The sequence below is a fragment of the Blastococcus saxobsidens genome (assembly GCF_010682065.1).
In the GTDB taxonomy this organism is placed as follows: domain Bacteria; phylum Actinomycetota; class Actinomycetes; order Mycobacteriales; family Geodermatophilaceae; genus Blastococcus; species Blastococcus saxobsidens_B.
On record NZ_JAAGWG010000027.1, the window covers coordinates 36967 to 49017 of the forward strand.

General features: G+C 73.8%; 8 protein-coding genes. 4 read left to right on the forward strand and 4 right to left on the reverse strand.

From position 1 onward, the window contains the following. The first annotated feature begins 33 nt into the window (after positions 1–33). From GCU60_RS16180 to GCU60_RS16190, 3 genes are all read left to right on the forward strand, one after another. Positions 34–2022 (forward strand): serine hydrolase, encoded by a 1989-nt coding sequence (locus tag GCU60_RS16180; protein ID WP_163207101.1) that lies wholly within the window; start codon positions 34–36, stop codon positions 2020–2022. Then, entirely contained in the window at positions 2019–2516 is a 498-nt protein-coding gene (locus GCU60_RS16185) for a hypothetical protein (protein WP_163207103.1), read from the forward strand. The genes GCU60_RS16180 and GCU60_RS16185 overlap by 4 nt, the downstream gene beginning before the upstream one ends. Positions 2517–2590: 74 nt before the next feature. After that, a complete protein-coding gene (locus tag GCU60_RS16190; RefSeq protein WP_163207105.1) occupies positions 2591–4354 on the forward strand; it encodes a biotin carboxylase N-terminal domain-containing protein in 1764 nt (587 codons plus the stop codon). 54 nt (positions 4355–4408) lie between these two features. Here GCU60_RS16190 and GCU60_RS16195 read toward each other — a convergent pair whose 3' ends face one another. The 3 genes from GCU60_RS16195 to GCU60_RS16205 form a co-directional block, all read right to left on the reverse strand. Beyond that, positions 4409–7162 carry a S8 family serine peptidase gene (locus GCU60_RS16195; RefSeq protein WP_163207107.1) on the reverse strand — a complete coding sequence of 918 codons (2754 nt, stop codon included), beginning with the start codon at positions 7160–7162 and terminating at the stop codon, positions 4409–4411. Between the two features lie 78 nt (positions 7163–7240). After that, entirely contained in the window at positions 7241–8941 is a 1701-nt protein-coding gene (locus GCU60_RS16200) for a reprolysin-like metallopeptidase (RefSeq protein ID WP_163207109.1), read from the reverse strand. A 106-nt stretch (positions 8942–9047) separates the two neighbouring features. Beyond that, complete coding sequence (locus GCU60_RS16205) at positions 9048–10451, reverse strand: NAD(P)H-quinone dehydrogenase (protein WP_163207111.1); 1404 nt, start codon at positions 10449–10451, stop codon at positions 9048–9050. Positions 10452–10567: 116 nt separating this feature from the next. On the opposite strand from GCU60_RS16205, the gene GCU60_RS16210 reads away from it, so the two are divergent. Then, positions 10568–11020 carry a gamma-glutamylcyclotransferase family protein gene (locus GCU60_RS16210; protein WP_163207113.1) on the forward strand — a complete coding sequence of 151 codons (453 nt, stop codon included), beginning with the start codon at positions 10568–10570 and terminating at the stop codon, positions 11018–11020. 24 nt (positions 11021–11044) lie between these two features. Here GCU60_RS16210 and meaB read toward each other — a convergent pair whose 3' ends face one another. Beyond that, entirely contained in the window at positions 11045–12031 is a 987-nt protein-coding gene (gene meaB, locus GCU60_RS16215) for a methylmalonyl Co-A mutase-associated GTPase MeaB (protein WP_163207115.1), read from the reverse strand. Positions 12032–12051 lie beyond the last annotated feature (20 nt).

Sequence of the window (12051 nt, forward strand, 5' to 3'; positions counted from 1 at the left end):
GAGAGGGTGAAGGTCTCGTCACGGGGGTGTGAGATGACCAAGCGCTGGATGCGCGTCCTCGTCGCCGCAGCGCTGGGCATCGTGCTCGTGCTGCCGGGCGGCGCCGCGAGAGCCGATTCCTGGCAGGACCGGGTCTGGGCCGGAAGCAACTTCGCCGGCAGCCGCGGCACCACCGTCGCCATCGCGATGCTCGACCAGCGCACCGGCGAATACCGCAACAACGGTGCGGCCGCGACGACGAGGATCGAGTCCGCCTCGGTGATGAAGGTGTTCATCGCCGAGCACCTGCTCCGTCGGCGCGACCTCGGGCAGATCCACCTGTCCGCGACCGACATGAACGACATGGCGGCGATGCTGCGCGACTCCGCCAACGCGCCGGCCAACCGGTTCTGGAGCGCGTACGGGGCCAATGGCATCGTGCAGGACGTCATCAACCGCTACGGGCTGACCCAGACCGGCCTGACGTCGAACCCGCGCTACTGGGGCAACACGCTCATCACCGCGCACGACATGGTCGTCTTCTACCGTCGGCTGATGGACGGGTCCGGTGGCCTGTCCGCCGGTTCCCGCGACTGGATCGTCGACCAGATGCGCCAGTCCACGATGTACGGCGACGGTGGACGGCAGTTCTTCGGCCTGCACGACGGGCTGCCCCGGGAAGGGGCGATCGCCCAGAAGCAGGGCTGGATGTGCTGCGTCGACGGCGACATCTTCCGGCACTCCTCCGGCTTCGTCGGCCCGGACAACCGTTACATCCTGGTCGTGCTGAGCCGTGAGCCCTCCTCGCGCGGCGGCGCGCACATCGAGGAGTCGATCAGCGGGGCCGTGCGGGCGATGTTCCCCGAGGGCCTCATCCCCCGCGTGCAGGGGACCATCGGTGAGCACTGGTACGCGATGGGGGGCACCTCCGGCCGGCTCGGTTACCCGACCAGCGACGAGATCGGCCTGGCGGCCGGAGCCCTCAGCCGCTTCGAGGGCGGCTACATCTACTGGTCGCCGGGCACCGGTACGCACGCCGTATGGGGAGCGATCCTCGACACCTACGCCGCGCAGCGCTGGGAGCTCGGCCCGCTCGGGTATCCGACGAGCGACGAGATCGGCCTGCCCGGAGGAGCCCTGAGCCGCTTCCAGGGGGGCTACATCTACTGGTCCCCGGCCACCGGCGCCCACTCGGTGCGCGGGCCCATCCTCGACACCTACGGTGCACAGCGCTGGGAGAACGGCCCCCTGGGCTACCCCACCAGCAGCACGATCGCCCTGCGCGACAACGGATCGCTCAACCGCTTCCAGGGCGGCTACATCTACGCCTCCCCCGCGACCGGCGCCCACTCGGTGAGCGGGCCCATCCTCGACACCTACGGTGCACAGCGCTGGGAGACCGGCCCCCTGGGCTACCCCACCAGCAGCCGCATCGCCCTGCGCGAGGGCGGAGCGCTCAACCGCTTCCAGGGCGGCTACATCTACGCCTCCCCCACGACCGGCGCACACTCGGTGAGCGGCCCGATCCTGGACGCCTACGGCGCCCAGCGCTGGGAGAACGGCCCCCTGGGCTACCCCACCAGCAGCCGCATCGCCCTGCGCGAGGGCGGAGCGCTCAACCGCTTCCAGGGCGGCTACATCTACTGGTCACCGGCCACCGGCGCGCGCACCGTCAGCGGACCCGTCCTGGACGCCTACGGCGCCCAGCGCTGGGAGACCGGCCCCCTGGGCTACCCCACCAGCGACCCCTACGTGGTGGACGGGGTGGGCACCCGGACCGACTTCGAGCACGGCTTCCTCACACTCACCTCCGGCGGCACGGTGGTCACCGAGCTCGATCCCCCGCCGACCGCTCCTGCGACGCCGGACGAGCCGGCGGCGCGCCGGTCCGCCCCCGCGCCGACCTCCACCCCCGCTCCCACCTCCACCCCCGCTCCGAACACCGCCCCGGCTCCCACCTCGGCACCGGCGGCGACGTCGGCTCCGGCGACCGGGACAAGGACGACCGAGGCGCCCGGACCGACGCCGGGCCCGACCCCGTGAGCCGACCGAGGATCCTCCGGGCGGCGGTCCTGGCGCCGGCCCTGGTGCCGGTGCTGCTCGTCGCGACCGGCTGCACCGATGACGAGGGGGCAGCCGCGGGCGGCAGCGCGACGGCCGGGCCGACCACGGCGCCCGAGCTCGCCGGCGTCGAGGAGGCCGAGCTGCTCGGCACGCTGCCGGAGGGGCCGGCCACGGGTACGGCTGTGCTCAGCTACATCGGGGTGGGCGAGCTCCGAGCGCCGTTCCTCGGCGAGTGCGTGACCTCCGGGAACACGGTCCGTCTGGAGGGAATGGCCGACACCGCCCGTATCCGGGTCGACGTCGCCCCCGACGGCCTGGAGCTCACCCTGGACGACGTCGGGTTGTCGATGGTGGCCGACCTCACGACCGGCCAGTACGACGTCACCGGGAACCACCTCTCCCTGCAGGCGGGGCTGGCTCACGACGGCGAGCCGGTCGGCTCGGCGGACCTGGAGATCGACTGCGGGGCCTGAGTGCCGACCTGCCGCCGCCCCGCGGTGCCGCACTGGCTAGGCTCCGTCCGGTTCAGACGAGAGGGAGTGCACCGGTGCAGAAGGTCCTCATCGCCAACCGTGGCGAGATCGCGGTCCGCGTGGCCCGCGCGTGCAAGGACGCGGGTCTGACCAGCGTGGCGGTCTACGCCGACCCCGACCGCGACGCGCTGCACGTGCGCGTCGCCGACGAGGCGTTCGCGCTCGGCGGCACCACGCCCGGTGACTCCTACCTGGTCATCGACAAGATCCTCGACGCCGCAAAGCAGTCCGGCGCCGACGCGATCCACCCCGGCTACGGCTTCCTGTCGGAGAACGCCGACTTCGCCCAGGCCGTTCTCGACGCCGGCCTCACCTGGATCGGCCCCTCCCCCGAGGCGATCATCGCTCTCGGCGACAAGGTCCAGGCCCGGCACATCGCCACCAAGGCCGGCGCTCCCCTGGTGCCCGGCACCAAGGACCCGGTCGGCGGCGCCGACGAGATCGTGGCGTTCGCCGAGGAGCACGGCCTCCCGGTCGCCATCAAGGCGGCGTTCGGTGGTGGCGGCCGCGGTCTGAAGGTCGCCCGCACCATGGAGGAGATCCCCGAGCTGTTCGACTCCGCCGTCCGCGAGGCGGTCTCCGCCTTCGGCCGCGGCGAGTGCTTCGTGGAGCGCTTCCTCGACAAGCCCCGGCACGTCGAGGCCCAGGTGCTCGCCGACCAGCACGGCAACGTGATCGTCGTCGGCACCCGGGACTGCTCCCTGCAGCGCCGCAACCAGAAGCTGGTCGAGGAGGCCCCGGCGCCGTTCCTCACCGACGAGCAGCGCGAGCGGATCCACTCCTCGGCCAAGGCGATCTGCGCCGAGGCCGGCTACCACGGCGCCGGCACCGTCGAGTACCTCGTCGGCGCCGACGGCTCGATCTCCTTCCTCGAGGTCAACACCCGCCTGCAGGTGGAGCACCCGGTGTCGGAGGAGACCAGCGGCATCGACCTGGTCCGGCAGCAGTTCCGCATCGCCGACGGCCTCCCGCTGGAGATCACCGAGGACCCGACGCCGCGCGGCCACAGCATCGAGTTCCGGATCAACGCCGAGGACGCCGGCCGCAACTTCATGCCGGCCCCCGGCCCGGTGAACCGCCTGGAGATCCCTCAGGGCCCGGGCGTGCGCTGGGACTCCGGCGTGGAGACCGGCGGCGAGGTGGCCGGCGCGTTCGACTCCATGCTGGCCAAGCTCATCGTCACCGGCGCCACCCGCGAGGAGGCGCTGCAGCGCGCTGCCCGCGCCCTGGACGAGCTGGTCGTCGAGGGCATGCCCACCGTGATCCCGTTCCACCGCGCGGTCGTCCGCGACGAGGCGTTCACCACCGAGCCCTTCACGGCGCACACCCGTTGGATCGAGACCGAGTGGGACAACCAGGTCCCGCCCTACGACGCCGCCCCGGCCGAGGCCGACGAGGACGCCCCGCGGCAGACCGTCGTCGTCGAGGTGGGTGGCCGCCGGCTCGAGGTCTCGCTGCCGGCCGGGCTGGCCACCGGCGGAGGGGGCGCCGCTCCCGGTGCGGCCGCCAAGCCGCGCAAGCGCGGTGGTGGCGGCGGCGGCTCCGCGGCCTCGGGTGATTCCCTCACCTCGCCGATGCAGGGCACGATCGTCAAGGTCGCCGTCGAGGACGGCGCCACGGTCGCGGCCGGGGACCTGGTGGTCGTCCTCGAGGCGATGAAGATGGAGCAGCCGATCACCGCGCACAAGGCCGGGACGATCTCCGGCCTGTCGGCCGAGGTGGGCGCCTCGGTCACCAGCGGCGCGGTCATCTGCACCATCGCCGACGCCGCCGAATAGGCACGGCTGTCGGGCAAGGGCTCGCCACCGCTGCACGGTGGCGAGCCCTTGCCTTCAGAGGCGCTGGATCCGGCCGCTGCGGTAGTCCCACCGCAGCGTTCCCCCCTGGAACCGCTGCGACTCACCGTCGCGGAAGTAGAGCCGGCCCTCCACCGGGTAGCCGAGCGAGCCACCCTCCCACCCGGTGGCCGCCCAGGCGTCGCGTGTCCAGCCCATGACGACGTGGGTCCCGCTCTCGGGCGACGTGTACACCGACCCACCCTGGAAGTGGACGAAGCACCCGCCCCGGGGGAGCCCGCACCGCTGGTCGGTCACCGGGAAACCGAGCACGCCGTTCTCCCACCCGGTCGACGCCCAGACGCCCCGCGTCGCGACGTCGACCAGCCAGGATCCGGTGCCCGGCGACCAGTAGACGGAGCCGCGCTGGAAGTGCTGGAAGCAGCCGCCGTCCCGCAGCCCGCAGGAGGTGCCGGTGGTCGGGTAGCCCAGCACCCCGCCCTCCCACCCGGCCCTGGACCACGCGTCCCGGATGACCAACGAGACGTCGTGCACGCCCGTGGCGGCCGAGGCGTAGACCGACCCCCGCTGGAAGTGGACGAAGCAGCCTGCGTCACGGAGCCCGCAGACCTGGTCCGAGGTCGGGTAGCCCAGGGGCCCGTTCTCCCAGCCCGTCCCGCCCCACCGCGACCGGATGGCGGTGCCCACCAGCCGGACGCCCGTCGACGCGGACAGGTAGATCGACCCGGACTGGAAGTGCTGGAAGCACCCCCCGTCACGCAGGCCGCAAGTGGTGTCCGTCGTCGGGAACCCCATCGATCCGTTCTCCCACCCCGAGGCCGCCCACCGGTCGCGGGTCCGCCCCTGGACGACGTAGGCGCGCGCCTGGGCGCCGGTGGCGTACAGGGACCCACCCCGGAAGTGCTGGTAGCACCCGCCGTCGCGCAGCGTGCACACGGTGTCGGACACCGGGTAGCCGAGGCTGCCGTTCTCCCAGCCCGAGCTCGCCCAGCGGTCCCGGAGCGAGTGCTGGACGCTGCGCGCCCCGGTGGACGGCGACCAGTAGATCGATCCGCCTTCGTAGTGGTTGAAGCACCCGCCGTCGCGCAGCCCGCACGTGAGGGTCCGGGTCGCGACCCCGAGAGGACCCCCGCTCCCGCCGCGCGCCTCGTGGGCGACGGTGACGGGGTGGTGGGTGAGGTCGGCGACGGCCTCCCCGCTCAGTGCCGAGGTGCGCCCGAGGGAGTCCACGGCCCGCAGCTGCCAGCGCGTCGGCTGGTCGGGCATCGCATCGATGATGAACGTGCGATTCGCCGGCGTCGCGTTCAGGGTCAGGCCATAGGTGCCCAGGCTCAAGCCGTCTCGCACCAGGGAGTACCTGCCGGTGTCCGTCCCGGGGGTGGACGCGGACAGGGTGACCGACGGCCTGCCACCGGTGACGCCCAACGTGGCGACCGACCTCAGCGTCGGGGCGGCCGGCGCCGCGGGGCCCACGGTCGCCAGGACGGGCGCGCTGCGGACGTCGTTGCTCGGCTGGACGTCGACTGCGACCTGCTGGCCGTCGAGCAGCCCGGGGATCGTGGCGCTGGTGCCGGTCACGGTGGCCCGGACGACGCCGTCGACCCGCACCGTGTAGCCCGTCGCGCCGATGACCGCGGACCACGCGACGCTGATCGAGCCGCTCGACGGAGTGACGGTCGGTGCGTCGCCGGTGCGCCCGGCGGCCGCGACGGCAGCCCCCATGGTCAGCCGGCCGGCACCCCAGGCCCGGTCCCAGGCCGAGCTGTCCACGCCTGCCTGCAGCGCGGCCTGGACCTCTTCCGGGGTGATCCCCGGGTGGCTGCTGCGGAGCAGGGCCACCGCCCCGGCGACCGCCGGGGCGGAGAAGGAGGTGCCCCGCGCCTTGATGTAGTCACCGCCGAGGTAGGGCAGCACCACCTGCTCGCCGACGGTGGCGATGTCCACCTGCCAGCCGTGCTGGGCCCACGGCGCAGGAACACCCGCGGGCGTCGTCGCGGAGACGGCTATGACGCCGCTGTTGGCCGCCGGGTACATCACCTCGTTGCCGGTGTCCCCGGAGTTGCCGGCCGACGCGACGACCGAGATGCCCCTGTCCAACGCGTACTGGATCGCCGCGGCGGTGACGTCGGAGTACCCGGCGCCCGCCAACGACATGTTGATGACGTCGGCGCCGTGGTCGGCGGCCCAGAGCACGCCTCGTGCGACGGCCGCCGACGAGCAACCGAAGTCCTCGGTGCAGGCCCGGATCGGCATGATCCGGGCCTCCGGCGCCATGCCGGCGCTGCCTTCACCGTTGTCGGCGCGCGCGGCGATGACACCGGCCACCCCCGTGCCGTGCCACTCAGCGGCGTCTGCTGCCATTCCGGTCGTGTCCGTCCCGGGTACGAAGGCTCCGGCGAGGTCGGGATGGGTGGTGTCCACCGCGGTGTCGAGGACCGCCACGACCTGGCCGGCACCCCGGGTGCTCGGCCAGACGTCCAGGACGGAGCTCACCGCCTGCGGGTCGTCCACCTCCCAGTACGGGTCCGCCGGGGCCTGCACGCGGTAGCTGACCGCCGGGGAGGCATGGACGACGTCGGCCCGGGCCTCGAGCGAGGCCTCGGTCGAGTCGGCACTCCGGGCCGACACGGTGACCGTCTCGACCACGTACTCACCGTCGACGACCCGCAGCACGTCCAGCGTGACCGGATCGCCGGCCGCGAGGGCCGGCGGCGCGTGGAGCAGCAGCGCGGACGCGAGGGCGGCGGTGAGGGCCGCGCCGAAACGCTGAGGGGTCGATACGGGCGGCATGTCAGGTGTATCGGCAGTTGCCCCGGCTCGATGTATCACCTGGAGGGGGAACTCGCACTCGCCCGGGTGCGGGCATTCTCAGGGCCGACGACGACGCAGCTGGCGCGCGCGGACCAGCCACACACCGGCGAACGACAGGACGGCGCCGGGCACGACCAGCACCGCGGCGATCGGGCCGGAGCTGTCCGCGACCGGGTCGAGCTCGACCTGGTCCGGGGCGACCGTGCCGCGCGCCGCGAACGGCGGGACCGGCGGCACCCAGGACACCTGCTCGGGGGTGAGCGCCGTCGCGGACTCGGCGGCCGTGTCGGCGGCGATCGTGGTGCCGCGGCCCGCGCCCCCCCGCGCGCTCGCCACCGACCGGGGTGCGGCCGCCGCCTGGGTGCCCCGCGCCGCCGGGACGAGCTGGAGCACCGCACCGGCGCCGTCGACCTGCTGCACCGTGACCGTGATGTCGCCGCCGGAGAGGGGGACGGCGGCACCGACCGGGAGGGCGGACTGCAGGTCGTCGTCCCAGCGCGACGCCGGGCTCGGCGTGCCGTCGAGCAGGAGCGTGGTGTCGGGGAACTGCCCTGCACGGCGCAGCAGCACCCCGGAGTCCAGCCGGTACACGTTGTCGCGGGTGCCCAGCCAGGCATCCTGACCCGTCGCGGCGCGCAGCTCCAGCCAGTACTCGACGCCCTCGGCGTCGACCAGCCGGACGGCGCGCACGGCGCCGTCCCCGGCCAGGGGGCCCAGCGTCACGCTGGTCGCGGCGCCGCCGACCGAGACCGTCCGGACCGCCGCCTCGGGGAGCACCCCCAGGGCCGCGGCCTGACCGGCGTTGAGCGCACCGAGCTGCGCCCAGGAGGCGCCCATGACGTCGTACAGGTCCCGGTACCCGCTGGTGCGGCAGGAGCCGCCCTCCACCGACGCGTCGCACTGCGCCGCCGAGGAGTGGCCGAGGCCGAAGTTGTGGCCCAGCTCGTGGGCGATCACGGCGGGCAGATCCTCGCGGACGTAGAGGTAGCCGCCGGACGCGGGCTCGGCGCCCACCTGAGCGAGGGCGTAGGAGCACCCGGGCTGGGTGGCGGTCTGGCCGCTCAGGCGGAGCAGGAGGTGCTTGCGCGGGCCGGGCACGAACCCGATCTCCGCGGCCACCTCGGTCCACAGCGCGTTCGGGTCGGCGCAGCCTGCGGTGGTGGACACCCAGGGGCTGGAGGCCACGACACCGATCTGGATGGCCCCGCCGGTCTGCTTCGCCCAGAAGTCGGCGACCGTGCCGTCGACGGTGCGGACGACGTCGGCCAGCTGCGTCCCGTCGGGGGCCGTGCCGGCCGGCGCGACGAGGACGACCGTCACCTCGTTGGTCAGCCCTCCGCGGGGCGCCGGCACCGGCGTGCTGCCCGTGGTGGAGGGCGGGGAGAGCACCTCGCTCTCCAGGACGTCGCGGGCCGGGTCACCGCCGTCCTCGCTGTGGTCGTCCTCGACCGTGCCACCGACGGTGACCTCGACGGTCGCGCCGGCCGGGACGTCCGTCATCTGCCCGGTGGGCACCCGCACCGCGCCGTCCACGGTGTCCACCCAGCTCAGCATCGCGTCGTGCCCGTGCCCGTGCGCGGCGCCGGGCTCGCCCTCGGCGTAGGCCTGGACGAACTCACCGACGACCGTCGTGCCGCTGTCCGCGGCGGCGACGGCCGGGACGGCGACGGCGGACGCGGTCAGCGCGCCGGCCAGCGCCACGGCGCGCAGCAGACGACGGGGGCCGCGGGGACGACGGAGGTCCAGGTCAGGAGACATCGACTCCTGAATCGGCGGCCCGCGCGGCCGTCGGCACCGTCGGCGCGAAGTTGAGCCGAACTCCCGTCACATCCGCCGCAGGCGCCCCGGCGCCCCCGGCGGCTCCTCAGGCGAGGTCGTCGGCGCCCATCAGCCGGCGCCCGGCCTCGGTGATGGAGCCCGACAGCGACGGGTAGATCGCGAACGTCTGCGCCAGGTCGGCCACGGTCAGGCCCTTGGTGACCGCGAGCGCGATGGGCAGCACCAGCTCCGAGGCCCCCGGGGAGACGACGACGCCGCCGACGATGACGCCGGTCGAGCGGCGAGCGAAGAGCTTCACGAAGCCGGCGCGCAGGTCGCTCATCTTGGCGCGGGCGTTGGTGGCCAGCGGCAGCCGCACGACCTCGACGTCGGAGTCGTCGGCCAGCGACTTCTCCTGGACGCCGACGGTGGCGATCTCGGGGTGGGTGAAGACGTTGGCGGCGACGGTCTTCAGCTTGATCGGCGCCACGGCCTCGCCCAGGGCGTGCCACATGGCGATCCGGCCCTGCATGGCCGCCACCGACGCCAGCTGGAACACCCCGGTGACGTCGCCGGCGGCGTAGATGCCCGGAACCGACGTGCGGGAGACCCGGTCGACCACCACGTGGCCGGACCCGGTGACCTGGACGCCGTGGGACTCCAGGTTCAGCCCGCTGGTGTTGGGCACGGTGCCGACGGTCATCAGGGCGTGCGACCCCTCGACGGTGTGCCCGCCGGTCAGCTCGACCACGATGCCCTTCTCGGTGCGCCGCACGCCTGCCGCCCGCCCTCGTTCGAGCCGGCCGCCCCGGGACTGGAAGACCTCCTCCAGCACCTCGGCGGCGTCGGAGTCCTCGCCGGGCAGCACGCGCTCGCGGCTGGAGACCAGGGTGACCGGGACGCCGGCCTCGAGGTAGCCGGAGGCGAACTCGGCCCCGGTGACGCCGGAACCCACGACGACGAGGTGCTGCGGCGGCTCCTGCAGCTCGTAGACGTCGCGCCAGTCCAGGATGCGCTCGTGGTCGGGCTCGGCGCCGGGCAGCACCCGCGGGTCGGCGCCGGTGGCGATGAGGACGACGTCGCCCTCGATCTCGTCGACGACGGTGCCGTTGTCGTCCAGGATCTCGACCTCGTGCGTGGCCAGCCCGGGGACGTCGTCGGCGAGCCGCCCCTGGCCGCGGACGATCCGCACCCCCTCGCCCTCCAGGCGGGCGTGGATGTCGGCCGACTGGGCCATCGACAGGTTCTTCACCCGCTGGTTGGCGGCCGGAAGGTCCAGGCTCACCGTCGCCAGCTCCGCGCCGTGCACCCCCAGGACGGCCGAGTCGCGCACCGACGTCATGGCGCCGGCCGCCGCGATCAGCGCCTTGGAGGGCACGCAGTCGGTGAGCACGCTGGCTCCCCCGATGCCGTCGCGCTCGATGACGGTGACCTCGGCACCGAGCTGTGCGGCGACCAGGGCGGCCTCGTAGCCGGCCGGGCCACCACCGATGATCACGATGCGGGTCATGGGGTCCATCTTTCGTCGCCGAGCGGTCCGTCGGGGCCCATTGTCCCCGGTGCGGGCCCGGTTCCGTGCGACCGCCCTGCCCCGGCCAGCCCCGCCGCTGGTTAGTCTCGCCCCCGATGGGCCTCTACGCCGCCTACGGGTCGAACATGGATCCCGCGCAGATGCTGCGCCGCTGTCCGTCGTCGCCGCACACCGGGACCGGCTGGATCCGCGGCTGGCGGCTGACCTTCGGCGGCGAGGAGCTGGGGTGGGAGGGGGCGCTGGCGACCCTCGTCCCGGACGAGCGGTCCCCGGGCATCTTCGTGGCGCTCTACGACCTCACCGAGGCCGACGAGCGGTCGCTGGACGCGTGGGAGGGCGCCGACCACGGCCTCTACCGCCGAGTGCACCTGCGGGCGCACGCGCTGTCGAGTGACGTCGTCGCCTACGTGTACGTGCTCGACGCCTTCGAGGGCGGGCTGCCGTCGGCCCGCCACCTCGGGGCGATCGCCGACGCCGCCGAGGCCGCCGGCGCGCCCGACGACTACGTCCGCGAACTCCGCGGCCGCCCCTGCCGCACCGCCTTCTGAACCACCGCCCGTCCGTCGTGGGGGTCAGTCGGAGCGGAAGGTCTCGAGGATTCGCTGGGCGGCCAGCGCCGGGGTGAGCTCCCCGGCCAGCACCTGCTGCTCCAGGTCCGGGACGACGGTGCGCACGCCCGGGTGCGCCCGCAACGCGTGCTCCAGCCCGTCACGGACCAACTGCCACGTCCAGCGGACCTGCTGGGTGCGACGGCGCTCGTCGAACGCACCCGACACCTTGGCCCGCTCCTGGTGCTCGACCAGCTTGGCCCAGACCTCGTCCATGCCCTCGCCGGTCAGCCCGGCGCAGGTCAGCACCGGCACGTCCCACGGCTCTCCGCGCCCGCGCAGCATCCGGATGGCCGAGGAGAGCTCGCGCGCGGCCTTGCGGGCGTCGGCGGCGGCCGGGCCGTCGGCCTTGTTGACGGCGATGACGTCGGCGATCTCGAGGATGCCGCGCTTGATGCCCTGCAACTGGTCGCCGGTGCGGGCGATGGTCAGGAACAGGAACGAGTCGACCATCTCGGCGACGGTGATCTCCGACTGCCCGACGCCCACGGTCTCCACCAGCACGACGTCGTAGCCGGCGGCCTCGACCACGACCATCGACTCCCGGGTCGCCTGGGCCACCCCGCCGAGCGTGCCGGAGGTCGGCGAGGGCCGGATGAAGGCGTTCTCGTCGACGGCGAGCCGGGCCATGCGGGTCTTGTCGCCCAGGATCGAGCCGCCGGAGCGGGCCGACGACGGGTCGACGGCGAGCACCGCCACCTTCGAGCCGGCCGCGGTCAGCGTCACGCCCAGCTGGTCGATGAAGGTGGACTTGCCCACGCCGGGGACCCCGCTGATGCCGATCCGGCGCGCTCCCCCGGCGTGCGGCAGCAGCTCGACCAGCAGCTCCTGCGCCCTCTCCCGGTGGTCGGCCCGGCGGGACTCCACCAGCGTGATGGCTCGCGCCATCACCCGGCGGTCCCCGGCCAGCACCCCTTCGACCAGGGCCGGGACGTCGATCTCCCGGCTCACCGCACCCTCCCCCGGGCCAA

Excerpts from the sequence above, each read along its gene's own strand:
- GCU60_RS16195 (WP_163207107.1), bottom strand. The coding sequence starts at position 7,162 with ATGCCGCCCGTATCGACCCCTCAGCGTTTCGGCGCGGCCCTCACCGCC.
- GCU60_RS16200 (WP_163207109.1), bottom strand. The coding sequence starts at position 8,941 with ATGTCTCCTGACCTGGACCTCCGTCGTCCCCGCGGCCCCCGTCGTCTG.
- GCU60_RS16210 (WP_163207113.1), top strand. The coding sequence starts at position 10,568 with ATGGGCCTCTACGCCGCCTACGGGTCGAACATGGATCCCGCGCAGATG.
- GCU60_RS16180 (WP_163207101.1), top strand. The coding sequence starts at position 34 with ATGACCAAGCGCTGGATGCGCGTCCTCGTCGCCGCAGCGCTGGGCATC.
- GCU60_RS16205 (WP_163207111.1), bottom strand. The coding sequence starts at position 10,451 with ATGACCCGCATCGTGATCATCGGTGGTGGCCCGGCCGGCTACGAGGCC.